This is a genomic window from Hydrogenophaga sp., assembly GCF_041633695.1.
Classification (GTDB): Bacteria; Pseudomonadota; Gammaproteobacteria; order Burkholderiales; family Burkholderiaceae_C; genus Hydrogenophaga.
Window position 1 is genome coordinate 1 of the sequence record NZ_JBFJMY010000006.1, and the last position, 22,237, is coordinate 22,237.

At 64.9% G+C, this 22,237-nt stretch carries 22 protein-coding genes; 5 read left to right on the plus strand and 17 right to left on the minus strand.

All coding sequences use genetic code 11. The annotated features are described in order from the left end of the window. The coding region (locus ABYB95_RS00770) for an ABC transporter substrate-binding protein (protein ID WP_372656506.1) at window positions 1-584 on the minus strand (584 nt) is incomplete at its 3' end. Between the two features lie 195 nt (window positions 585-779). Here ABYB95_RS00770 and ABYB95_RS00775 point away from each other — a divergent pair. Further along, window positions 780-1,748, plus strand: coding sequence for a helix-turn-helix domain-containing protein (locus tag ABYB95_RS00775; RefSeq protein WP_372656507.1), 969 nt, complete (start codon window positions 780-782; stop codon window positions 1,746-1,748). 9 nt (window positions 1,749-1,757) lie between these two features. Here ABYB95_RS00775 and holA read toward each other — a convergent pair whose 3' ends face one another. From holA to ABYB95_RS00810, 7 genes are all read right to left on the minus strand, one after another. Next, window positions 1,758-2,810, minus strand: a complete 1,053-nt coding sequence (gene holA / locus ABYB95_RS00780; RefSeq protein ID WP_372656508.1) for a DNA polymerase III subunit delta — start codon at window positions 2,808-2,810, stop codon at window positions 1,758-1,760. Window positions 2,811-3,077: 267 nt separating this feature from the next. Beyond that, on the minus strand, window positions 3,078-3,641 hold the full coding sequence (gene lptE, locus ABYB95_RS00785) for an LPS assembly lipoprotein LptE (protein ID WP_372656509.1): 564 nt from the start codon (window positions 3,639-3,641) through the stop codon (window positions 3,078-3,080). 9 nt (window positions 3,642-3,650) lie between these two features. Then, window positions 3,651-6,356, minus strand: coding sequence for a leucine--tRNA ligase (gene leuS / locus ABYB95_RS00790; RefSeq protein WP_372656510.1), 2,706 nt, complete (start codon window positions 6,354-6,356; stop codon window positions 3,651-3,653). A gap of 137 nt (window positions 6,357-6,493) precedes the next feature. Further along, complete coding sequence (locus tag ABYB95_RS00795; protein ID WP_372656511.1) at window positions 6,494-6,931, minus strand: ExbD/TolR family protein; 438 nt, start codon at window positions 6,929-6,931, stop codon at window positions 6,494-6,496. Beyond that, the gene (locus tag ABYB95_RS00800) at window positions 6,928-7,605 is read right to left on the minus strand and encodes a MotA/TolQ/ExbB proton channel family protein (protein WP_372656513.1); all 678 of its coding nucleotides are present in this window, start codon (window positions 7,603-7,605) and stop codon (window positions 6,928-6,930) included. Before ABYB95_RS00800 ends, ABYB95_RS00795 begins: the two co-directional genes overlap by 4 nt. Before the next feature lie 28 nt (window positions 7,606-7,633). Then, window positions 7,634-8,455, minus strand: coding sequence for a 4-hydroxy-tetrahydrodipicolinate reductase (gene dapB, locus ABYB95_RS00805; protein WP_372656514.1), 822 nt, complete (start codon window positions 8,453-8,455; stop codon window positions 7,634-7,636). After that, entirely contained in the window at window positions 8,452-9,051 is a 600-nt protein-coding gene (locus tag ABYB95_RS00810) for an outer membrane protein assembly factor BamE (RefSeq protein ID WP_372656515.1), read from the minus strand. The genes dapB and ABYB95_RS00810 overlap by 4 nt, the downstream gene beginning before the upstream one ends. Before the next feature lie 190 nt (window positions 9,052-9,241). Between ABYB95_RS00810 and fur the strand changes: the two genes are divergently transcribed. After that, a complete protein-coding gene (fur, locus tag ABYB95_RS00815; RefSeq protein WP_372656516.1) occupies window positions 9,242-9,676 on the plus strand; it encodes a ferric iron uptake transcriptional regulator in 435 nt (144 codons plus the stop codon). A 31-nt stretch (window positions 9,677-9,707) separates the two neighbouring features. Here the strand turns inward: fur and hprK are convergent, their stop codons facing one another. From hprK to hpf, 3 genes are all read right to left on the minus strand, one after another. Beyond that, entirely contained in the window at window positions 9,708-10,658 is a 951-nt protein-coding gene (gene hprK / locus ABYB95_RS00820; protein WP_372656517.1) for an HPr(Ser) kinase/phosphatase, read from the minus strand. A 142-nt stretch (window positions 10,659-10,800) separates the two neighbouring features. Next, entirely contained in the window at window positions 10,801-11,271 is a 471-nt protein-coding gene (locus ABYB95_RS00825) for a PTS sugar transporter subunit IIA (RefSeq protein WP_372656518.1), read from the minus strand. A 138-nt stretch (window positions 11,272-11,409) separates the two neighbouring features. Further along, entirely contained in the window at window positions 11,410-11,739 is a 330-nt protein-coding gene (hpf, locus tag ABYB95_RS00830; protein WP_372656519.1) for a ribosome hibernation-promoting factor, HPF/YfiA family, read from the minus strand. Between the two features lie 383 nt (window positions 11,740-12,122). Between hpf and ABYB95_RS00835 the strand changes: the two genes are divergently transcribed. Continuing rightward, window positions 12,123-13,394: a patatin-like phospholipase family protein gene (locus tag ABYB95_RS00835; RefSeq protein WP_372656520.1), complete on the plus strand. Its 1,272-nt coding sequence runs from the start codon at window positions 12,123-12,125 to the stop codon at window positions 13,392-13,394. Window positions 13,395-13,607: 213 nt separating this feature from the next. Next, complete coding sequence (gene corA, locus ABYB95_RS00840) at window positions 13,608-14,594, plus strand: magnesium/cobalt transporter CorA (protein ID WP_372656521.1); 987 nt, start codon at window positions 13,608-13,610, stop codon at window positions 14,592-14,594. A gap of 148 nt (window positions 14,595-14,742) precedes the next feature. On the opposite strand, the gene ABYB95_RS00845 is transcribed toward corA, so the two are convergent. Then, on the minus strand, window positions 14,743-15,492 hold the full coding sequence (locus ABYB95_RS00845; protein WP_372656522.1) for a 5'-methylthioadenosine/adenosylhomocysteine nucleosidase: 750 nt from the start codon (window positions 15,490-15,492) through the stop codon (window positions 14,743-14,745). Between the two features lie 146 nt (window positions 15,493-15,638). Beyond that, window positions 15,639-16,688: an ornithine cyclodeaminase gene (locus ABYB95_RS00850; protein ID WP_372656523.1), complete on the minus strand. Its 1,050-nt coding sequence runs from the start codon at window positions 16,686-16,688 to the stop codon at window positions 15,639-15,641. A gap of 154 nt (window positions 16,689-16,842) precedes the next feature. Here ABYB95_RS00850 and ABYB95_RS00855 point away from each other — a divergent pair, with 154 nt between their 5' ends. After that, window positions 16,843-17,274 carry an Lrp/AsnC family transcriptional regulator gene (locus ABYB95_RS00855; RefSeq protein ID WP_372656524.1) on the plus strand — a complete coding sequence of 144 codons (432 nt, stop codon included), beginning with the start codon at window positions 16,843-16,845 and terminating at the stop codon, window positions 17,272-17,274. 70 nt (window positions 17,275-17,344) lie between these two features. On the opposite strand, the gene ABYB95_RS00860 is transcribed toward ABYB95_RS00855, so the two are convergent. From ABYB95_RS00860 to ABYB95_RS00875, 4 genes are all read right to left on the minus strand, one after another. Continuing rightward, on the minus strand, window positions 17,345-19,021 hold the full coding sequence (locus ABYB95_RS00860; protein WP_372656533.1) for a long-chain-fatty-acid--CoA ligase: 1,677 nt from the start codon (window positions 19,019-19,021) through the stop codon (window positions 17,345-17,347). Window positions 19,022-19,235: 214 nt separating this feature from the next. Continuing rightward, window positions 19,236-20,672 carry an NAD(P)(+) transhydrogenase (Re/Si-specific) subunit beta gene (locus tag ABYB95_RS00865; RefSeq protein ID WP_372656525.1) on the minus strand — a complete coding sequence of 479 codons (1,437 nt, stop codon included), beginning with the start codon at window positions 20,670-20,672 and terminating at the stop codon, window positions 19,236-19,238. Next, window positions 20,669-20,998 (minus strand): NAD(P) transhydrogenase subunit alpha, encoded by a 330-nt coding sequence (locus ABYB95_RS00870; protein WP_372656526.1) that lies wholly within the window; start codon window positions 20,996-20,998, stop codon window positions 20,669-20,671. Before ABYB95_RS00870 ends, ABYB95_RS00865 begins: the two co-directional genes overlap by 4 nt. A gap of 38 nt (window positions 20,999-21,036) precedes the next feature. Continuing rightward, window positions 21,037-22,170 (minus strand): Re/Si-specific NAD(P)(+) transhydrogenase subunit alpha, encoded by a 1,134-nt coding sequence (locus tag ABYB95_RS00875; protein WP_372656527.1) that lies wholly within the window; start codon window positions 22,168-22,170, stop codon window positions 21,037-21,039. Window positions 22,171-22,237: the final 67 nt, after the last annotated feature.

Consider the following 22,237-nt stretch of genomic DNA (forward strand, 5'->3'; position numbering starts at 1 on the left):
ACCTTGAGTGCGGCGTAGTTCTCCAGACCGAACAAGTCGTCCACGTAGATGCAGGCCAGCGTCTTGGCTCCACTGGCCTTGAGCATGTCGACCAGCGCCGTCGTCATCGGTGCGGGCTGTTGCAACAGCAAGAAGAAATACGGCAGGCGCATTTCGACCAGTTTTTTGGACAGTGCCGTGGGCGCGAGGAAGGGGTACTGGTAACGGTTGGCCAGCGGGGCCACCGCAAAATTGGCGTTGCTGCCCCAGGGCGGCAGCACCAGATCAACCTTGTCGCTGCCCATCAATTTTTCGTAGGTGCGCACGCAGGTTTCGATGTCGCTGCGGTCGTCGTAGCTGATCAGCTCGATCGGGCGCTTCACGCCCTTCACACTGATCCCGCCCATGGCGTTTTGCTGCTCGGCCCAGAGCAGGTAATTGGGCTCCTGGCTCACCTGCGCACCACCGGTCCAGGGACCCGTGCGCGCGATGGCGTAGCCCACGCGCACCGGGCCTGACTGCGCGAACAGACTGGGCGCGATGGACATGGCGCCGACCGTGGCGGCGGCGCTCTTGATAATCAAACGGCGTGTGGACTGGACCATGGCATGTCTCCTGTGTTGTGCAAAACCGACCCGCAAATCGTAAGGAGAGACCCCCTTCCGTGCTTGGCTGGTGGTGCACAAGCTGCTTGACTGAGCGTGCACACCGTTGCGGGTTAACCCTCAAACCTGCAAGCCCCCAAGGCGTGCACATCCGCCCATAATTTCCCTTTCACCCACAGAGACACCTCCCACACCATGCAAGCCACCCAGGTCATGACCACCGATGCCGTCGCGCCCGTTGAGCGCGCGGCGGTCTGGCGCGACTGGATCTGGTCCCACTTCGGTGGCCTGGAGTCGGATCTGTACGGCGACACCGGGTTCGACGGGCACATGAGCGCTTCACACGCGGGCGACGTGGTCATGACCCAGCTCCAGGCCAACCGCCACCGTGTGCTGCGCAGCCAGCACCTGGCGCGCGCCAGCGATACCAGCTACCTCAAAATCGTCGCGCCCACCCAGGGCAGTGCGATGGTGGAGCAAAAGGGTCGGCAGGCCTGGGTGCGGCCCGGGGGCTGGGCGATTTACGACACCACGGGCAGCTATGAAATCGCCAACCCGGAGCGGGTCGATCACCTGATCGTGATGCTGCCCAAGGAGAAACTTTCGGAGCGCGGTCTGCGCCTGGACCCCTTGATGGCGCGCCGGGTGGGCGGTACCAGCGGCATCTCGCGCGTGGCGCTGGAGACCATGCGCAGCACATCGCAGGAGCTGCCGAGCATGAGCCCGTCGGCTGCGCGTGGAGCCGGTGAGCTGATCATCGAACTGGTGCGCCTGTCCTTGCTGGAGCTGGCGGGGCAAGAAAATGCCACGACCCAGCTGGAGGCGTTTCGCGACCGGATTCGAGAGCACATTGGCCAGCATTTGCGCGATCCCGGCCTGTCCATCGACCGCATCGCCAGCGCCTTGAACTGCAGCAAGCGCCACCTGCACAACGCCTTCAGCGATGAAGACGAAACGCTGGCGCACCACATCCTGCGCCGCCGTCTGCATGCCTGCATGCGCGACCTGAAAAACCCGGCGCTGTCACAGCGCAGCATCACCGAGATTGCTTTTTCCTGGGGCTTCAACAGCGCAGCCCATTTCAGCCGGGTGTTCCGCGACCACGCCGACCTCTCACCGAGCGATTTCCGCGCGGCGGCACGGCGGCAAGCGGCGATCCGCTGACGCGGCTGCCTAACGCAGCGCGCAGGCCTGTGCCACCTGCATGGCCATGCGGTGCAAGGCGTTCCAGGGGTCGCTGGGCCAGTCGGGTTTCTTCAAGCCTTTGACGATGCCATCCACCGTGTGGGCGTTGTCCAGCCACTGGGCCAGCGTGGCCGCGCTCAGCAGCGGCAGGGCGCGCTCCATGAGCTTTTCTTTCACGCCCCACACGCGGTTTTCGCGCAGCGCCATCGGCAAGGGGCGCCCGGCGTCCATGGCCGCTCGAATGCGGTTGAGCGTGCGAATGTCTTCCGCCAGCGCCCAGTGCACCAGCACCGCCGCTTCGCCTTCGGCCTGCAGGCCGTCGAGCATGCGCTGCACCCGCAGAACCTGGCCGCCCAGAACCGCCTCGGCCAGCTTGAAAGCGTCGTAACGCGCCACGTTGAGCACAGCGGTTTCCACCTGCTCAAAGCCCAGCTCGCCCGCCGGGTGCAGCAGCGCCAGCTTCTGGATTTCCTGGTGCGCGGCCAGCAGATTGCCTTCCACCCGGTCGGCAAAAAACTGCAGCGTGCGCTGGCCTTCTTCGCCCGCCGCCACGCGTTGGCCTTGCTGCTGCAGGCGCTGTGCGATCCACTGCGGCAAGGCCTTGCGGTCCACCGGGTCCACCCGCACCGTGACGCCAAAACTGTCCAGCGCGCCAAACCAGGCGCCTTTTTGCGTGGCGGCATCCAGGCGCGGCAGCAGGATCAGGGTGAGCGTGCTGTCGTTGTCCTGGGCGTTGGCGGCGATCTGTTGCAGCACCTGCGAGCCGTCTTTGCCCGGCTTGCCCGAGGGCACGCGGATTTCCACAATCTGCTTGTCGGCAAACAGGCTGAGCGAGCCGCCGCTGGCCAGCACCTCGCCCCAGTCGAAGTGCGCGCCCGCCACCGTGTGCACGGTGCGTTCGGTATGGCCTTGTTCGCGCGCCACGGAGCGGATCAGATCGGCCGCTTCCTGGATCAGCAGCGGCTCGTCGCCGTGCAAGGTGTACAGGCTCTTCAAGCCCCGTTGCAACTGGGCAGCGATTTGTGCGGCAGCGACCTGCATTAGGGCCTGTTCACACTATTTTTCCAAGTGCGAAAGAGGTGAAAACAGCGCCCATCTAGGCGCACGACGACGGCCAGACCGGGCGTCTGGCCTAGGAGGGCAACAACGAGTGGCACTGTTTTCACCTCTTTCCCTTCGGGTTGCGGCCAAAAAGGCCATGCGCGGCGTTGCAAAGCCTGGCCGGGGGGAGACCCCGGCTGCATTTTGCGCCTTGCGCATGGCCTTTTTGATCCGCAACGCATCTTGAAAAAATAGTGTGAACAGGCCCTAGAGCGCGGACACCGCAGCCAGGCGGCGCATGACTTGCTGCACGATGTCGCTTTGCATGTCGCGGTACAGCAAGGCCTCTTCGGCTTCTTTGGCCAGCACAGCGGTTTCGGTGAAGCTGATGTCGCGCTCCAGCAGCAGCTCGGTGGAAGGAATGCGTTCTTCGCCCGCAGGCGTGCGCAGCGCAAACCGGAAGCGCGTGCGCAGCTGCAGTTCACGCACCTGGCCGGTGGCGGTCTGGCCCACCACCGCCCGTTCGCGCTGGTCCTGCAGCACCTCGATCACCGCTTGTTCGGTTGCATCGCCCGCGCTGCTGGCGCTGGTGAACACTTGCACGCCCGAATTTTCCAGGGCGCGGCGCAATTCGCGCGTGACACCGGCCTCGTTTCCCCCTTGCACCCGCACCGCGCTGAAGGCCAGTTGCGGCGCCTTGCGCAGCGCGAAGCCGCAACCCGACAGCGCCACCAGGCCTGCCACGCCCGCCACGCCACGCAACCAGCGGCGGCGGGCGGCGTCCATGCGGGGGTCGGATGTGGCGGCGGTGGCGGTGTGCAAACGTGTCATGGCCATTCCTTAAACCACCACGTTGACCAGGCGCCCCGGCACCACGATCACCTTTTTCGGCGCCGCGCCTTCGGCCTGCTTCAGAAAGGCCTCGCTGCTCAGCGCAGCGGCTTCGATGGTGGCCTTGTCGGCGTCGGCGGGCACTGTGATGCTGCCGCGCAGCTTGCCATTGATCTGCAACACCAGTTCGATCTCGTCGCGCTGCAAAGCGGCTTCATCGGGCTGCGGCCAGGGCGCGTCGAGCAGTTCGCCGTTGGCGGCCGGGTAGCCCAGCTCGCTCCACAACGTGTGCGCGATGTGCGGTGTGGCCGGATAGATGCAGCGCAGCAGAATGCCAAAGCCTTCGGCGAGTGCAGCGTTGTCACCGGTAGAGCCATCGCCTTTGAAATCGTCCAAGGCGTTGAGCATCTTCATCGCGCCCGAGACCACGGTGTTGTACTGCATGCGCTGGTAGTCGTAGTCCACCTGCTTGAGCACGGTGTGGATCTCCAGCCGCAAGGCCTTGGCCGCCTTGCCCAGGGGCTTGGACGACACGCTCTTTGCCTGCGCACCCAGGTCGGCGCCCTGGGCGAGCTTGGCTCCGAACTGCCAGACCCGGCGCAGAAAACGGTAGCTGCCTTCCACCGCCGCGTCGTTCCATTCCAGTGTGGCTTCGGGCGGGGCCGTGAACATGGTGTACAGGCGCGCCGTGTCGGCGCCGTATTTTTCGATCAGCACCTGCGGATCGACGCCGTTGTTCTTGGACTTGGACATGGTGCCCACGCCCTCGTAGTCGATGGCCGTGCCCACCGGCAGCATGCCCTCGCCACTGGTGGCGGGGTTCTTGAGTTTCGCGCCCACGATCTTGCCGCCCTCGTCGAGCACATGCTCCACGTCGTGCGGCCAGAAATAGTCTTTGCCGCCTTTGGCGGTGCGGCGGCTGTAGATGTGGTTGAGCACCATGCCCTGCGTGAGCAGTTTGGTGAAAGGCTCGTCGATCTTCACCAGCCCCAGGTCGCGCATCACCTTGGTCCAGAAGCGCGCGTACAACAGGTGCAGGATGGCGTGTTCGATGCCACCGATGTACTGGTCCATGCCGCTGCCGCCGCTGGCCTTTTCTTGGTCGCGCATCCAGTAGTCGGTGCCCGCGCCCACCATGGCGTCGGCGTTCTTCGGGTCGCAGTAGCGCATGAAGTACCAGGCCGAATCCACGAAGGTGTCCATGGTGTCGGTCTCGCGCCGCGCGGGCTGGCCGCACACCGGGCAGACCACGCCGGCGTGAAAGCCTTCGTGCTTGTGCAGCGGGTTGCCCGAACCGTCGGGAATGCAGTCTTGCGGCAGCACCACCGGCAGGTCTTTTTCGGGCACCGGTACCGCACCGTGTTCGGCGCAATGGATCATGGGGATGGGCGTGCCCCAGTAGCGCTGGCGGCTCACGCCCCAGTCGCGCAAACGCCAGGTGGTCTTTGTCTCGCCCAGGCCCTTGGCGGCCAGCAGCTCGGCCACTTTGGCTACCGCTTCTTTGAACGGAAGGCCGTCGAGGGCGCCGGAGTTCACGCACACGCCGCGCTGCTTGTCGCCGTACCAGTCGGCCCACACGGTGGGGCTGAAGGCCTCGCCATCCACGGCCACCACCTGCTGAATCGCCAGGCCGTACTTGTTGGCGAACGCAAAGTCGCGCTCGTCGTGCGCGGGCACGCCCATCACGGCGCCGTCGCCATAGCCCATGAGCACGTAGTTGCCCACCCACACCTCGACCTGTGCGCCGGTGAGCGGGTGCGCCACGAACAGGCCGGTGGCCATGCCCTTCTTCTCTTGCGTGGCCAGTTCGGCTTCGGTGGTACCGCCGCTCTTGCACTCATCAATGAACGCCGCCAGCGCCGGGTTGGACACCGCCGCGTGCACCGCCAGCGGGTGCTCGGGTGCGACGGCGCAGAAGGTGACGCCCATGATGGTGTCGGCGCGCGTGGTGAACACGTACATCTTGCCGTCGCCGATCAGCGCGCCCGAGGCGTCTGTGATCGCGTGCGGGAACGCAAAGCGCACGCCCTCGCTCTTGCCGATCCAGTTTTCCTGCATCAGCTTCACGCGCTCGGGCCAGCCGGGCAGGCCGTCTTTCACTTCGCCCAGCAGCTCTTCGGCGTAGTCGGTGATCTTGAGGTAGTAGCCGGGGATCTCGCGCTTTTCCACCGTGGCACCGGTGCGCCAGCCCTTGCCGTCGATCACCTGTTCGTTGGCCAGCACGGTCTGGTCCACCGGGTCCCAATTCACGACCTGGGTCTTGCGGTAAGCAATGCCCTTTTCCAGCATCTTCAAAAACAGCCACTGGTTCCATTTGTAGTAGCTCGGGTCGCAGGTGGTGACCTCGCGGCTCCAGTCGATGGCCAAGCCCATGGCCTGCATCTGCTGCTTCATGTGGGCGATGTTCTCATACGTCCACTGGGCCGGAGGCACGCCGTTCTTCAAGGCGGCGTTTTCGGCCGGCAGGCCAAACGCGTCCCAGCCCATGGGCATCAGCACGTTGTGGCCGTTCATGCGCAGGTAACGCGCCAGCATGTCGTTGATGGTGTAGTTGCGCACATGGCCCATGTGCAGCTTGCCGCTGGGGTAGGGCAGCATGGAACAGGCGTAGAACTTCTTCTTGTTCTGGTCTTCGGTGACGCGGTAGGCGTCGGTGGCGTTCCAGTGGTCGTGCGCGGCGCGCTCAACTCGTCCGTGGTCGTATTTTTCTTGCATGGAACGGGGTCCGCAGGCTCGGTTGGGTGGCTGAAAAAGGGGCTCCAGCGCAGCGCATCTCGCAGAGGTGCGGCGCCGACATCAAAAGGCGATTTTAGGCCTTGGCCCAGGCCCCTCGGCGCGCGGGCGTACTCGGTTCAGCGCGCAGGCGTGCCCGGCGGCGCCACAGCCACGAAGCCGATGCGCGAAAGCCCCGCGGATTGGGCCAGGCCAATGAGCTGCACCACGCGGCCATAGGGCACCTGGGTGTCGGCCCGCAACTGCAATTCGGTCTGCGGATTGCGGCGCGCCACCTCGGCCAGCTTCTGCGGCAGCGCGGCGTCGTCCACCGGTTGCTCGTCCCAGAACAAGTGGCCCGAGGCGTCGAGCGCCAGCGTCACAAATCCGGCGGGATCGGGGGCCGCAGTGTTGGGCGTTTCGGCTTGCGGCAGCTGCAGCGCCAGGCGGCTGGCCATCAGCGGTGCGGCGATGATGAAGATCACCAGCAAGACCAGCATCACGTCCACCAGGGGCGTCACGTTGATGTCGCTCATGGGCTGGTGCCCGGCGGGTTTTTCCAGCCGGCCGAAGCTCATGGCGCCGGGCCTGTCAGCGGTTCGGCGCCCGGGTGTGCGAGCAGTTCACGCAGGTCGAGCGCAAAACCTTCGAGATCGGCCTCGATGCGCGCGATCTGGCGCCCGAGCACGTTGTAAGCCAGCACGGCGGGGATCGCCACGGCCAGACCGGCGGCGGTCATGATCAAGGCCTCGCCCACCGGGCCCGACACCTGTTCGATGCGGAACGGGCCGTCCAAGCCGATGCCGGTGAGCGCGTGGTAGATGCCCCAGACCGTGCCCAACAAGCCCACGAAGGGCGCGGTGGACCCGACCGTGGCCAGCAAGACCTGGCCAAACTGCAAGCGGTGCAAGACGCCGTGCAAAGCGTCGCGCAGCACGCGGGTGAGCTGTTGCGCACGGTCGCCGGCGGCGGCCAAGGTGTTGCTGCCGGCCTGCCCGATACCGCGAGCGGCCTGCACCAGTGGCGTGAGCAGTCGCTGCGGATCCAGCGCCGCCAGGCGCTGCCCGGCCTGGTCCAGATCGCTGGCCTGCCAGAAGGCCGCGGTGGCCAGGCGCAAGTCGGCCATGGCGCGGCGCAACAGCCAGGCCTTCCAGAGAATCACGACCCAGCTCGCCACCGACATCGCCAGCAGCCCCAGGGCCACGCTGCGGCTGATGGTGTCGCCCATCACCAGGGTTTGCCAAATGCCCACAGGGTGGTCTCCGGGGAAGGGGGTGGTCTCAGCGCAGGCCGAGCACGTCGAACATGTCGTAAAGGCCGGTTTTCTGCCCCGCCAGAAAGCGCACCGCGCGCAAGCTGCCCTGGGCATAACCCGAGCGGTTGCTGGATTTGTGCGCGATCTCGATGCGTTCGCCGGTACCGGCAAAGAGCACCGTGTGGTCGCCCACGATGTCGCCGCCCCGTATGGTGGCAAACCCGATGCTGGAGGGATCGCGCTCGCCGGTCACGCCTTCGCGGGCGTACACGGCGCAGTCTTTCAAGTCGCGTCCCAGCGCGTCGGCGATCACCTCGCCCATCTTCAAGGCGGTGCCACTGGGCGCATCCACCTTGTGGCGGTGGTGCGCCTCGATGATCTCGATGTCGTAGCCGGTGGACAGGGCTTTGGCCGCCATCTCCAGCAGCTTGAGGGTGACGTTGACGCCCACGCTCATATTGGGTGCCATGACGATGGCGATGCGGCTGGCGGCTTGCGCGATCTCGGCCTTTTGCGCCTCGCTGAAACCGGTGGTGCCGATCACCGCGTTCACGCCGTGTTCCACGCAGGCACGGAGATGCGCCATGCTGCCCTCGGGCCGGGTGAAGTCGATCAGGAACTGGCTACCCGAGAGGCCTTGCGCGAGGTCGGCGGTGATGGCCACCCCATTGGCCTGACCGGCGAGCGCGCCCGCGTCCTGGCCGATGGCCGGGCTGGTGGCGATATCGAGTGCACCCGACAGCGCGCAGTCGCCGCTGTCGCGGATGGCTTGCACCAGCATCTGGCCCATGCGGCCGCTGGCGCCGGCCACGCACACGCGGTGCACCACCTGGGGCACGGCGCTCATCGGCCGGCTCCGGAAGACTCCAGCGGCGGGTAGCTGGTCGCCGGTGCGGCGCTGGGCTGTGCGGGTTCGGTGGCGTTTTCGGCCACCGCGTTGCGCTCCTGGAACGCCTTGAGCTGCTCTTCGCTGGCGACCAGCGCAGGCTGTTTTTCGGTCGGGCGGCGCGCGTCCAGGGACGCGACAAACTCGGCTTCGCTGGGCAGCTCGTCGCTTTCGAACCGCTCCATCACATCGCCCTTGAAGAACACCGCCAGCTTGCGCTGCTGCGGCTCTTGCCCCTGGCGGCGCAAGGTGAAAACGTAATCCCAGCGATCGGCGTGGAACACGCTTTGCAGCAAGGGCGAACCCAACACATCGCGCACCTGGTTGCGCGACATGCCGGTCTGCAGGGCCTGCGCCTGTTCGCGGGTCACCACATTGCCTTGCAACACGTCGACCTTGTACGGCGTCACCATGGTGGCCACGCTGGGCAGCTTGTCGGACCAGCCGGCGCACCCGGCCAGGCCGAACGCGAGCGCCGACAAGCCCAGAACCAGCCCCAGACGGACCGGGCGCCGTGAACGGGCAAGGGTGACAAAAGAGGCGGATAGATGGGGCATGGATACTGGGCCTGATGGGCGCGCGCTGCCCTTGAAAAACCAAGGGCAGTCGTCACGCGCGCGTGCTGGCGATATGATCTGGGCATTGTAGCCTTGGGGTCCCGGAACGCGGCCCCCCGCTCCCAGCGATCGGCACCACGCACGCACCCCTTGCCGTCGGCCGCCCCACCCACTCCACGCCGCCACGACCATGACCAACATCGACGAACTGAAAAGCACCGGACTCAAGGCCACACTGCCGCGCCTGAAAATCCTGGAGGTGTTCCAGTCGGGCAAGCAGCGCCACATGACGGCCGAAGACGTGTTCCGCGTCCTGCTCGACGACCATTCCGACATCGGCCTGGCCACGGTGTACCGCGTGCTCATGCAGTTTGAACAGGCGGGCCTGCTGATTCGCAGCAACTTCGAATCGGGCAAGGCGGTCTACGAGCTGGACGAAGGCAAGCACCACGACCACCTGGTCTGCCTGGACTGCGGTCGGGTGGAAGAGTTTTACGACCCGGAAATCGAGAAGCGCCAGCACATGGTGGCCAAGACACGCGGCTTTGCCTTGCAGGAGCACGCGCTGTCCTTGTACGCCACTTGCACCAAGACCGATTGCCCGCACCGCCCGCCCAGCCGCTAGAAACGCCGCCGGCGCTGGCCGCAGCCCGAACTCACTCGTTGCGCGACATGGCGGCGCGGTGCCGCGAGACAAATTCCTGGTAGGTATCAATACCGCGCAATTGCAAAATGGTGTTGCGCACCGCCGCCTCCACCAGCACGGCGATGTTGCGCCCCGCCACCACCTGGATCACGGCCTTGCGCACCGGCACGCCCAGCACGTCCTGGTACAGCGGTTCGTGTGGCATGCGCTCGTAGTCGCGCTCCATGGTTTCTTTGCGCACCAGGTGCACGATGAGCGAGAGCCGCATTTTTCGGCGCACCGCCGTCTCGCCAAAAATGGCTTTGATGTCGAGCAGGCCGATGCCACGCACTTCCAGCAGGTTTTGCAGCAGCTCGGGGCAGCGCCCTTCGATGCTGGTCTGGTTGATGCGGTACAGGTCCACCGCGTCGTCGGCCACCAGACCGTGACCGCGTGAAATGAGTTCCAGCCCCAGCTCGCTCTTGCCCAGGCCAGACTCGCCGGTGATCAGCACGCCCATGCCCAGGATGTCCATGAAAACGCCGTGCATGGACGAGCGGTCGGCAAAGTGGCGCGACAGATAGGCGCGCAACACATCAATGACGAAGGCCGCCGACTCGTGGGTGCCGAACATCGGGATCTGCGCGCGCTCGCACATGGCGACCACGTCGTCGGGCGCATGCTGGTCGTCGGCCACCACCAGCACCGGCGGCTCCAGCGTCACGATGCGCGACACCCGGCGCCGGTTGTCGTCGCTGCTGGAACTGGACAAGTACGCGACTTCGCGTTCGCCCAGCACCTGGACCCGGTACGGGTGGATGTAGTTGAGGTAGCCCACCAGATCGGCGCCCGAGCGGGCTTCGCGGATCGCGACCTCGTCGAAGCGGCGTTCGGAGGCGCCCAGTCCCGCGATCCACTGCCATTTCAGCGCGTCGCGGTGGTCTTCAAACAGGACGTCGGCGCTGACAACGGTGGGTTTCATGGGCAATCAGTGGCTCAAAGCGGTGACCAGCAGCCCCAAACGGCTGCGTACGGGTCGCACCCGGGTCCGGCGGTGAACGATGCGGGAGCCATGCGCCGCAGACAGAACCGAACGACGGTGGGACAGCGGACGGGCAATGCGCTTAGGCGGCGGCGTGTGCCGACTGCCAGGAAGTGATCTGGTGGTGCAGCACGGCGGATTCACTGGCGTTTTTCATCTGCTCGCGCAAACCGCTGTCGCTGAGCAGTTCGGCGATCTCAGAAAGGATTTCCAGATGCTTCTGCGTCGCCGCTTCGGGCACCAGCAGGAAGATCATGAGCTGCACCGGCTGTTCGTCGGGCGCGTCAAAACCGATCGGGTTGGCCAACTGGAACACCGCAGCCAAGGGCTGTTTAAGGCCTTTGATGCGTCCGTGCGGAATGGACACACCGTGGCCCAGACCGGTGGAGCCCAGGCGTTCGCGGGCAAACAGGCTGTCGGTGATCAAGGCACGGTTGAGTCCATGCAGGGTTTCAAACAGCAAGCCCGCTTCTTCAAACGCTCGCTTTTTGCTGGTTGCGTCCACGTTCACAAGTACTTGTGCCGCGGGCAATATGGCAGATAGTCGGTTCATGTAGGCCTCTTGGACCGCAAATTATGCCGACTTGAGCCAGCTTGGCTAGGTTTTGGATACAAAAAAGCCGCTTGACTTTTCAAGCGGCTTGTTGCAGTGCAGCATTTATCGGGTGCTGGCAAGCCACCCGTTTGGCACTCACATCAGACGTTTGGCCGACTCGTGGTGGTGGTCCTGTGACTTGTCCTTGTGGCGCAATACCTGACGATCCAGCTTGTCGGCCAATTCATCCACGGCGGCATACAGATCGGCGTGGGCACTTTCGGCAAACAGGTCTCGCCCTTTGACGTGGATGTTGCACTCGGCGCGCTGCCGCAGGTCCTTCTCTTTCAGGTTGTCCACCGTCAGCAACACCTTGATATCGACCACTTGATCGAAATGCCGGGATATTCGCTCGAGCTTGCTCGTGACATAACCGCGCAAGGCGGGCGTGACGTCGAGATGGTGACCGCTGATCGTCAAGTTCATACATGAACCTCCTATGTTTGCTCAGGGTTGACACATACACCGCCATTCGGGCTGACCCGGCCGGCGGCCACGGGGAAGGCTTGCACCCACTATGCCCACGAAAAGCGGGCGGCGCAAGCCCGTCCAGGCAGGCCACCGTGAAATGCAAACTTTATGGCTCGGTATTTCCGCGCCCACCCCAGAACTCCAGGGCTTTTTGTGCCGAGGGCGGTGCAAGCCCAACCGGCCAACACCACGAGGTCCGCGTGCCAAGCGGAGCCGATACGCGGCGTGTTCTGACCGCCACCCGGTGTGGCGCAAAGATCCGGCCCGGAATATGTCATGATTTTGCGAGTTGACCGCCGAGCTGCCCGAGCGCGTCGCACCAGCCAAAGGGATTTTTCTTGTCTCTCGACCGCCTGCTCTCACACAACCTGCTCGACGCCCAGTTGCCGACCCCGCACGCAGACGGTTGCGCACTGGTGTTGATGGGCGGTGGCGCGCGCACCGCTTACCAGGCCGGTGTGCTCAAGGCGTTGGCGCGCATGCTGGCGGCGGGTTCCCCGGTATCGGCCAGCTTGGCCGCGTTCCCGTTTCGCTGGCTGTTCGGCACCTCGGCCGGTGCGCTCAACGCCGCCTACCTGGCAGGCCAGGCCGAACATGGACTGGATGCGCTGCCCCGCCTGGCCACGTTCTGGAGCGGTTTGCGCTCGCACCGGGTCTACGATCTGGATGCGCCGCGCTGGGTGCGCGCCAACCGGCTGGTGGCCGGCTTCACACTGGCACGCCAGGTGCGCAAGCACCGCGCGCTGGTCGACACCTTTCCCCTGGTGGACACGCTGCACCGCGCCATCGATCTGGCGGGCCTGGAGCGTGCGCTGGCGCACGGGCAGATCGATGTGCTGGGGGTCACCGCGTCCAGCTACACCACCGGCGAGCACTGGACCTTCTGCCAGACCCGCCCCGACCACCCGGCCCAGCCCTGGCAACGCACCGGGCGGCGGGCCGACATGCAACCCATCACCATCGAACACCTGATGGCGTCCAGCGCGATCCCGTTTCTCTTCCCCTCCGTGCCGCTCTGGGTCGATGGGCACAAAGAGCATTTTGGCGATGGCTCCATGCGACAGCTCTCGCCACTGTCGCCGGCCATCCATTTCGGCGCGCGGCGCATCCTGGTCATCGGGGTCGGGCAGCCCCAGCGCTCGGGCATGGGCATGGGCGCGAGCGCCACCGGCGAGCCCACGGCCGGCACCATCGCCGGCCACGCCCTGGCCAGCGTGTTCCACGACACCTTGTTGTCCGATGTGGAGCAAGCCCAGCGCGTGACCCAGACGCTGGCGCGGCTACCGCCCGAACTGGCCGCCGCCCTGCCCTACGAGCCCCTGGAAGTGATGGCCATGCAACCCAGCCAGTCGCTGGACGAGCTGGCCCAAGTCCACATGGGCGCACTGCCCAAGCCCACACGCAACACCCTCATCGGCCTGGGCGCACTCGACACCGGGCGCGGCGCGGCGGGCAGCGCAGCCGCCCTGGCCAGTTACCTGCTGTTCGAGGCCGGCTTCATCAACGCGGTGATGGAGTTGGGCGAACACGACGCCTGGTTCCAGAAAGACGAACTGATGGCCTTTTTCGGGGCCTCTGCGGTAGAGAAAAAGCAGGCTGCGGTGCCATAATCGGCAGGCTGAACCCTTCACGGAGAACCCTATGGAAAGCACGCCCCCCAGTTGCGTGCTTTCAGCCCATTCTGTGTCCGACTGATCCCGGCGTCTTGCGGCGCCGCAGAGCCCAGGCGACCGGTTGGCTGAAAGCGCGACCACCCACCACCGCCGCCCGAAGCCGCGCGCTTCGCCCCCTCTGCACAGATCCCCAGCCCTGGGAGGGCACACATGCTCAACGTATTCACACTGGTCAACGGCCGCCTGTTTCAGGAAGAAATCGAGTCGCTCGAAGAGCTGGCCCAGTTCAAACCGATCTGGGTCGACATGGAAGAGCCCACGCTGGAAGAGCGCCGCTGGGTCAAGCAACACTTCGAGCTGAGCATTCCCGAAGACGCGATGGACGACGACATCGAGGAGTCGGCCCGGTTCTTTGAAGAAGACAACGGCGAGCTGCACATCCGCAGCGACTTCCTGATCGACGACAGCGACGACCCGCGCGCGGTGCGGGTGGCCTTCATCTTGAACGAGCACAACCGGTCGCTCACCAGCCGGGGCGTGCTGTTTTCCATCCACGACGAAGACGTGCCGGTGTTCCGCTTGCTGCGCATGCGCGCACGCCGCATGCCCGGCCTGATCGAAGACGCCAAAGACGTGTTGTTGATGCTGTTCGACGCCGACGCCGAATACTGCGCCGACACGCTGGAAGACATTTACGACGATCTGGAAACCTCGAGCCGGCGCGTGCTGGCCGGCGACGTGACCGACGACACCGCCGGACAGGTGCTGTCGGCCATCGCACGCCACGAAGACATGTCGGGCCGCATCCGCCGCAACGTCATGGACACGCGCCGTGCGGTGAGTTTCATGATGCGCACGCGCATGCTCAGCGCCGAACAGTTCGAAGACGCGCGCCAGATTTTGCGCGACCTGGACTCGCTGGACAGCCACACCGCTTTTCTGTTCGACAAGATCAACTTCTTGATGGACGCGACGGTCGGTTTCATCAACATCAACCAGAACAAGATCATCAAGATCTTCTCGGTCGCCAGCGTGGCGCTGCTGCCCCCCACCCTGATCGCCAGCGTCTATGGCATGAACTTCAAGTACATGCCCGAACTCGATTGGCAGGCCGGCTACCCGTTTGCCCTGGGCCTGATGCTGCTCTCGGCCGTGGGGCCCATGCTGTACTTCCGCAAGCGGGGCTGGTTGCGGTAGGCCCACCCCCGCGCCGTGCTTCGCCCGTCACCCCCTCAAGGGGGCAACACCTGCCGACCGGCGAAGCCGGATCGGCGGTGTTCTGGCTTGAGACACGTACGCCGGAGGAGGCGTTGGGCCAGAACAGCATGGACCCGGCTCTGCGGGGTTACTGCTTGAACAGCCCGTTCACGATCGCGGCGCTGTAGCGGCTCGCCACCTCGCGAAGAAAGCGCGGAAAGTCCACATGCGCGGCGTCGTCGGCCCGGTCTGAAATGGTGCGCACCACGGCCAGGGGCACGCCGTAGTCGCGGCAGACTTGGGCGAAAGCCGCGCCTTCCATTTCCACCGCCAGCGCCTGGGGCAGTTCGCGTTGCAGGGCCTGGCTCTCGGCGGTGGTGGCGACAAAGCGGTCGCCGCTGAGCACCAGCCCCCGGTGCAGGCGGGGCGCCTGCAAGGCAAAGGCGTGCACCGCCTCTGGCCCCAGGTGCGTGGCCAGCTGGGCCAGCATGTTTTCGCAGGTCTGCGCAAGGCGGTCCGATAGCGCGGCGTCGGCGTCGAAGGTGGCGGTGCCGTAGCCCGGCACCTCGTGGCGCGGGAAGATGGGCGAGGCGTCCATGTCGTGCTGCAGAAATTGCCGCGCCACCACCACGTCGCCCACGTTCACGCCGGGCCCCAGGCCACCGGCCACGCCGGTGAAGACGATGCGGTCCACGCCATAGCGCTCGATGAGCAGCGTCGCGGTGGTGGCCGCCGCCACTTTGCCAATGCCACTGAGCACGGCCACCACATCCTGGCCATGCAGATGCCCGACCCAGAAGCTGCGCCCGGCCACGCTTTCCACGTGTTCGTCGGGCATCAGCGCCAGCACGGCGCTGAGTTCATCGTGCAAGGCGCTGACCAGGGCGGTTCGGCTCATGAAAACATCTCCACAAAAACGGCGGGCAACGACGGCCTGTGCCGAAGCCGTGATTGTGAAGCACCGGGGCGCCCGCTCTTTCAGCGGCGTGCCAGATGGATGCCCGCGAGCCCGCAGCGCACCGCGCCACCAAGCCAGCTCGGCCGTCAGGCGACGCGGCGCAGGCTGGCGCGGCGGTTGCCCGGCTGCGTGAAGCGGAACAAATCTTTTGGATCGTCCGCCGGCGGCACCAGGTCCACTTCGCGCCCAATGCCGTGTTCTTGCGCCCGCTCGAACACATAACGCAAGGCAGAATAGTCTTCCAGCGCGAAGCCGACCGAGTCGAACACCGTGACCTGTGCGGTGCTCTGGCGGCCCTCTGCCTGGCCGGCGAGCACGCGCCACAGATCCACCACCGGGAAGTCGGCCGGCATTTGCTGCAAGTCGCCTTCCACCCGCGTCTGCGGTTCGTACTCCACAAACACCCGGCCCATGTCCAGCACACCGGGGTGCAGCTCGGTCTTGCCCGGGCAGTCACCGCCCACGGCATTCAGGTGCATGCCGGCTTCAATCAAATCGGGCGTGAGGATGGTGGCGCGGGTCTTGTCGGCGGTGACGGTGGTCACGATGTCGGCGCCCCGGACCGCTTCGGCGATGGAGCCGCAGCGCTGCACGCGCAGCGCCGGCCAGGCCGCCAGGTTGCGCACCAGCTTGTCGGTGGCGGCGGGGTCTACGTCGTACACGCGCAGCTCGTCGATACCGAGCTGGGTGTGGAAAGCCAGGGCCTGGAATTCGCTCTGGGCACCGTTGCCGATCAAGGCCATGCGGCGCGCATCCGGGCGCGCCAGCGCGCGCGCCGCCATGATCGAGGTGGCGGCGGTGCGCAAGGCGGTGGTGAGCGTGAGCTCGGACAGCAGCAGCGGGTAGCCGGTTTCGACCTCGGCCAGCACGCCAAAAGCCATCACCGTGTACATGCCCTGGGCGGTGTTGCTGGGGTGGCCGTTGACGTACTTGAAGGCGTAGCGTTCGGCGTCGGACACCGGCATGAGTTCGATCACACCCAGGGGCGAATGGCTGGCCACACGGGCGGATTTTTCGAAACACTCCCAGCGCAGAAAGTCGTCGCGTATGGTCTGCGACAGTTCTTCGATGAAGCGGGGAACGCCGATGGTTTGCACCAGCTGGGACAGGGCAGGGACGTCGATAAAACGGGTCATGTTGGGCTCTTTTGTCTTTTGCTTTTGAATAGACAGCTCCACCGCATTCGCGGGTCTGTTCAAGCAGTTTCCCGGAATGCAAAGCCAAAAAGAAGGCGACGACTTGATCAATAAGCGCACTAAACTGCGCATATTGATCAACGGATAAAGCAAAATGACCGGAATCGACGACACCGATCGCGAATTGATCGCCTTGTTGCGCGACAACGCCCGCACCAGCGTGGCGGCGCTGGCCTTGAAGCTGCGGGTGGCGCGCGGCACGGTGCAGAACCGCTTGTCGCGCCTGGAACGCGACGGCGTGATCGTGGGCTACACCCTGCGGCTGAAACCGCAGGCCGAGGCGCACCGCATCCGCGCGCTGACGACCATCGCCGTGGAGGGCAACCAGGGGCCAGACGTGCTGCGCACGCTGCGCGGCCACCCCAACGTGTCGCGCCTGCACTCCACCAACGGACGCTGGGACATCGTGGCCGAGATCCAGGCCGACACCCTGGAAGCCTTTGACCGGGTGCTGGGCGAGATCCGCCTGGTCGAAGGCATTGCCAACACCGAGACCAGCATCCTGCTGTCCACGCTCAAGCTGTAACGCCCGCCCAGACGCAAAAAAGCCCGGAACGGTCCGGGCATTTTTTGTACGCCCTGCGGCGTTCAGGTCTTCACTTTTTGTCGCGCAGTTCGCGCCGCAGAATCTTGCCCACCGGGGTCTTGGGCAGCTCGGTGCGGAACTCCACCACCTTGGGTTGCTTGTAGCCGGTGAGCTTGCCTTTGCAGAACTCGCGCACTTGCGCTTCGGTGAGGTCCGGGTTTTTCTTGACGATCACCAGCTTGACCGCTTCGCCCGATTTTTCATCGGGCACGCCGACCACCGCGCACTCCAGCACCCCGGGCATCTGGGCCACCACATCCTCGACTTCGTTGGGGTAGACGTTGAAGCCGCTCACCAGCACCATGTCCTTTTTGCGGTCGACAATTTTGAAGTAGCCGCGCGCGTCCATGGTGCCAATGTCACCGGTCTTGAAATAACCATCGGGCGTCATGACCTTGGCGGTTTCGTCGGGGCGCTGCCAATAACCCGCCATGACCTGCGGGCCTTTGATGGCGATCTCGCCAGGCTGCCCCATGGGCACCTCGTTGCCATCGTCGTCCAGACATTTGAGCCAGGTGTTGGGCAACGGCACGCCGATGGTGCCGCTGTATTCGGTGCTGGTGGTGGGATTGCAGGTCGCGGACGGACTGGTCTCGGACAGGCCATAACCTTCGCAGATCGGGCAGCCGGTCTTCTCCAGCCACAGCTTGGCCACCGCCCCCTGCACCGCCATACCACCGCCCACCGAAACCTTGAGGTTGCTCCAGTTCACGGTGTTGAAATCGGGGTGGTTGGCCAGGCCATTGAACAAGGTATTGACCGCCGGGAAGCTGTGGAAGGTGTGCTTGGACAGCTCTTTGAGCACGGCGGGCATGTCGCGTGGGTTCGGGATCAGAATCGTTTTGCCGCCGGTGCGCATGGACAGCATCATGTTCACCGTGAAAGCGAAGATGTGGTACAGCGGCAAGGCGCAGACGCTGGTGGGTTGCTGATCGGGCGGGACCTGTTGCATCACCGGATCGTTCCAGGCCTCGGACTGCAACAGGTTGGCGATCACGTTGCGCTGCAACAGCACCGCACCTTTGGACACCCCGGTGGTGCCGCCGGTGTATTGGAGCACCGCCACGTCATCGGCCTGGATGTCCGGGCGTTTGAACGTGCCCTTGGTGCCGCGGGCGACCGCGTCGTTGAAACGCACCGCTTGCGGCAGGTTGAAGGTCGGCACCATCTTCTTGACGTTGCGCACCACGTAATTGACCAGCGCGCCCTTGAGCAGACCCAGCATGTCGCCCATGGCGGTCAGCACCACGTGCTTGACCGGCGTGTTGGCAATGCATTGCTCCAGGGTGTTGGCGAAGTTCTCGATGATGACGATGGCCTTGGCGCCCGAGTCTTTGAGCTGGTGTTCGAGTTCGCGTGCGGTGTAGAGCGGGTTCACGTTCACCACCACGAAGCCGGCACGCAGAATCGCCGCCACCGCCACCGGGTACTGCGGCACATTGGGCATCATGATGGCCACGCGGTCGCCCTTGACCAGCCCCAACCCCTGCAGGTAGGCGGCAAAGACCTGGGACAGGCTGTCGGTCTGGCCGAAGCTGATGTCCTTGCCCATGAAGCTGTAGGCGGTGCGGTTGGCGTATTTCTGGAAACTGTCTTCCATCAAATGCACCAGCGAAGCGTATTGCGCCACGTCGATGTCGGCGGGTACACCCGCAGGGTAGGCGCTCAGCCAGGGGCGGTCGGCCATCGATTCGGTCATGCCATGTCTCCGTTGCTTGTGTTTGAAAACGTAACCCGGTATTTTCCGGTGCAGAACACGGTTTTGCACTCGTGTTTTTCCCTTACGGATTTCTGACGGACAACTCTAATCCATCGCCGCGCGCCCTCGCCCAACACCGGGCAAAAAAAAGCTGGCACGGCGCCAGCTTTTTCTGCAAGCGCCGCCCGCGCAACGGTGCGGGCTATTCGATCGCCTTGGTCATGTCCTCGACCACCTTCTTGGCGTCGCCAAACACCATCATGGTCTTGTCCATGTAGAAAAGTTCGTTGTCCAGCCCGGCGTAACCCGCCGCCATGGAGCGCTTGTTCACAATCACCGTCTTGGCCTTGTAGGCCTCCAGGATCGGCATGCCGTAGATCGTGCTGCCCTTCTGCAGAGCAGCCGGGTTCACCACGTCGTTGGCGCCCAGGATGATGGCCACATCGGCCTGACCAAACTCGCCGTTGATGTCTTCCATCTCGAACACCTGGTCGTAGGGCACTTCGGCCTCGGCCAGCAACACGTTCATGTGACCCGGCATGCGGCCGGCCACCGGGTGGATGGCGTACTTCACTGTGATGCCTTTTTCGGTCAGCTTGTGCGCCAGCTCCTTCACCGCGTGCTGCGCGCGCGCCACGGCCAGGCCGTAGCCGGGCACGATGACCACGGTCTCTGCATTGCCCAACACAAAGGCCGCGTCGTCGGCGCTGCCGCTCTTGACCGGTCGCTGCTCGGCCTTGGCGCCGCCCGCCGTGGCGACCTCACCACCGAAACCGCCCAGGATCACGTTGAAGAACGAGCGGTTCATGGCCTTGCACATGATGTAGCTCAGGATCGCACCCGAGCTGCCCACCAGCGAACCGGCGATGATCAGCATCGAGTTGTTCAGCGAGAAGCCGATACCGGCTGCGGCCCAGCCCGAGTAGCTGTTGAGCATGGACACCACCACCGGCATGTCGGCGCCGCCAATGGGGATGATGATCAGCACACCCAGAACAAAGCCCAGCGCGATCACGATGGCGATGTCCATCCAGCTCTGCGAATGCCAGAAGCCGAAGATGAAGAACAGCACCGCCAGACCCAGCACCAGGTTGAGTTTGTGCTGGCCCGGGAAGGTGACCGGGGCGCCCTGGAACAAGCGGAACTTGTACTTGCCCGAAAGCTTGCCGAAAGCGATGACCGAGCCGCTGAAGGTCACGGCGCCGATGAACGCGCCCAGGGCGAGTTCGATGCGGTTGCCGCCCGGGATGGCCGCGCCTTTGGCGACGATGGAGAAAGCCCAGGGTTCGGCCACCACGGACACCGCGATGCAGACCGCCGCCAGGCCGATCATGCTGTGCATGAAGGCCACCAGCTCGGGCATCTTGGTCATCTCGACCTTGTTAGCCATGTAAGCGCCCAGGGCACCGCCGACCACCAGACCGCCGAGCACCCAGACCATGCCTTGTGCGGCGCTGACCTGCATCTGCTCGGCCAGGGTGAAGATCAGCCCAATGGTGGTGACCACCGCAATGCCCATGCCGGTCATGCCGAACACGTTGCCGCGGATGGAGGTGGTGGGGTGGCTCAGGCCTTTCAGGGCCTGGATGAAGCAGACCGAGGCGATCAGGTAGAGCAGCGTGACGAGGTTCATGCTCATTTGGACGCCCCCTCAGCGGCAACTGCGGGTGCTTTGCGTTCCTTTTTCTTGAACATCTCCAGCATGCGCCGGGTCACGAGAAAACCACCAAACACGTTGACCGCCGCCAGCGCCACCGCCGCCACACCCATGGTCTTGCCCAATGTGGTTTCGGTGAGCGCGGCCGCCAGCATGGCACCCACGATGACGATCGCCGAGATCGCGTTGGTCACCGCCATCAGTGGTGTGTGCAAGGCCGGTGTGACGGTCCAGACCACGTGGTAACCCACGTAGATGGCGAGCACGAAGATGATGAGGTTGAGAATGGTGGGGGATACGGCGTCCATGGTCTTGTCCTTGTGTTCTGGTCCTGGGGAGTCGGGCTTCAGGCCTTGCGCTTGACTTCACCGCCTTGCGCCATCAGGCAGGCGGCGACGATGTCGTCTTCCATGTCCACGTGCAGCGCGCCTTCCTTGTTGACAATCAACTTGAGGAAATCGAGCACGTTGCGCGCATACAGCGCCGAGGCATCGGCGCCCACCCGTGCGGCCAGATTGGTTTCGCCCACGATGTGCACGCCGTGCTTGATGACCGTCTGGTCGGTCTCGGTCAGCGGGCAGTTGCCGCCCACGCCGTTCGGCCCCTTGCCTGCGGCGATGTCCACGATCACCGAGCCCGGCTTCATGGACTTGACCATGTCTTCCGTGATCAGCGTGGGCGCGGCGCGCCCGGGAATCAGCGCGGTGGAGATCACCACGTCGGCCAGCGCCACGCGCTTGGCCACTTCGGCTTTCTGGCGCTCCAGCCAGCTGGCCGGCATGGGCTTGGCGTAGCCGCCCACACCCACGGCGGCTTCGCGCTCTTCGTCGGTCTCATAGGGCACGTCGATGAACTTGCCGCCCAGGGATTCGATCTGTTCTTTCACGCTGGGGCGCACGTCAGACGCCTCGATCACCGCGCCCAGGCGCTTGGCGGTGGCAATCGCCTGCAGGCCTGCCACGCCCACACCAAGAATCACCACGCGCGCGGCTTTCACCGTGCCCGCTGCGGTCATCAGCATGGGAAAGAAGCGCTGGTAAACATTGGCCGCCACCATCACCGCCTTGTAGCCCGCGATGTTGGCTTGCGAGGACAGCACGTCCATGCTTTGCGCCCGCGTGGTGCGTGGCGCGGCTTCCAGCGCAAACGCGGTCAGGCCGGCGGCGGCCAGGCGTTGCAGGCCGGCGGCGTCGAAGGGGTTGAGCATGCCCACCACGGCGGTGCCGGGTTTCATCAGCGCCAGCTCGGCGTCGGACGGCGAGCGCACCTTGAGCACGAGGTCACAGGCGTAGGCGCCAGCGGCATCCACAATCTCGGCCCCGACAGCGGTGAAGGCCGCGTCTGGCGCACTGGCGGACACGCCCGCGCCCGACTGCACCCGCACAGTGTGGCCTTGTGCCACGTATTTCTTGGCCGTCTCCGGCGTGACGGCCACGCGGGTTTCGCCCACCGTGGTTTCAGTGGGTACGCCTATCAGCATGTGTTTCTCCTCACTCGTTGGTGGTGAAATGTAACCGCCGTCGAGCTTACATGAAAGCCTGGCCCGC

What these genes read in the sequence shown, in the direction of transcription:
- ABYB95_RS00870 (WP_372656526.1), bottom strand. Translation starts at nt 20,998, where the DNA reads ATGGACGCCGTATCCCCCACCATTCTCAACCTCATCATCTTCGTGCTC.
- ABYB95_RS00795 (WP_372656511.1), bottom strand. Translation starts at nt 6,931, where the DNA reads ATGAGCTTCGGCCGGCTGGAAAAACCCGCCGGGCACCAGCCCATGAGC.
- ABYB95_RS00810 (WP_372656515.1), bottom strand. Translation starts at nt 9,051, where the DNA reads ATGCCCCATCTATCCGCCTCTTTTGTCACCCTTGCCCGTTCACGGCGC.
- ABYB95_RS00865 (WP_372656525.1), bottom strand. Translation starts at nt 20,672, where the DNA reads ATGAGCATGAACCTCGTCACGCTGCTCTACCTGATCGCCTCGGTCTGC.
- corA (WP_372656521.1), top strand. Translation starts at nt 13,608, where the DNA reads ATGCTCAACGTATTCACACTGGTCAACGGCCGCCTGTTTCAGGAAGAA.
- leuS (WP_372656510.1), bottom strand. Translation starts at nt 6,356, where the DNA reads ATGCAAGAAAAATACGACCACGGACGAGTTGAGCGCGCCGCGCACGAC.
- lptE (WP_372656509.1), bottom strand. Translation starts at nt 3,641, where the DNA reads ATGACACGTTTGCACACCGCCACCGCCGCCACATCCGACCCCCGCATG.
- ABYB95_RS00825 (WP_372656518.1), bottom strand. Translation starts at nt 11,271, where the DNA reads ATGAACCGACTATCTGCCATATTGCCCGCGGCACAAGTACTTGTGAAC.
- hprK (WP_372656517.1), bottom strand. Translation starts at nt 10,658, where the DNA reads ATGAAACCCACCGTTGTCAGCGCCGACGTCCTGTTTGAAGACCACCGC.
- holA (WP_372656508.1), bottom strand. Translation starts at nt 2,810, where the DNA reads ATGCAGGTCGCTGCCGCACAAATCGCTGCCCAGTTGCAACGGGGCTTG.
- ABYB95_RS00875 (WP_372656527.1), bottom strand. Translation starts at nt 22,170, where the DNA reads ATGCTGATAGGCGTACCCACTGAAACCACGGTGGGCGAAACCCGCGTG.
- fur (WP_372656516.1), top strand. Translation starts at nt 9,242, where the DNA reads ATGACCAACATCGACGAACTGAAAAGCACCGGACTCAAGGCCACACTG.
- ABYB95_RS00845 (WP_372656522.1), bottom strand. Translation starts at nt 15,492, where the DNA reads ATGAGCCGAACCGCCCTGGTCAGCGCCTTGCACGATGAACTCAGCGCC.
- ABYB95_RS00850 (WP_372656523.1), bottom strand. Translation starts at nt 16,688, where the DNA reads ATGACCCGTTTTATCGACGTCCCTGCCCTGTCCCAGCTGGTGCAAACC.
- ABYB95_RS00860 (WP_372656533.1), bottom strand. Translation starts at nt 19,021, where the DNA reads ATGGCCGACCGCCCCTGGCTGAGCGCCTACCCTGCGGGTGTACCCGCC.
- ABYB95_RS00775 (WP_372656507.1), top strand. Translation starts at nt 780, where the DNA reads ATGCAAGCCACCCAGGTCATGACCACCGATGCCGTCGCGCCCGTTGAG.
- dapB (WP_372656514.1), bottom strand. Translation starts at nt 8,455, where the DNA reads ATGAGCGCCGTGCCCCAGGTGGTGCACCGCGTGTGCGTGGCCGGCGCC.
- hpf (WP_372656519.1), bottom strand. Translation starts at nt 11,739, where the DNA reads ATGAACTTGACGATCAGCGGTCACCATCTCGACGTCACGCCCGCCTTG.
- ABYB95_RS00855 (WP_372656524.1), top strand. Translation starts at nt 16,843, where the DNA reads ATGACCGGAATCGACGACACCGATCGCGAATTGATCGCCTTGTTGCGC.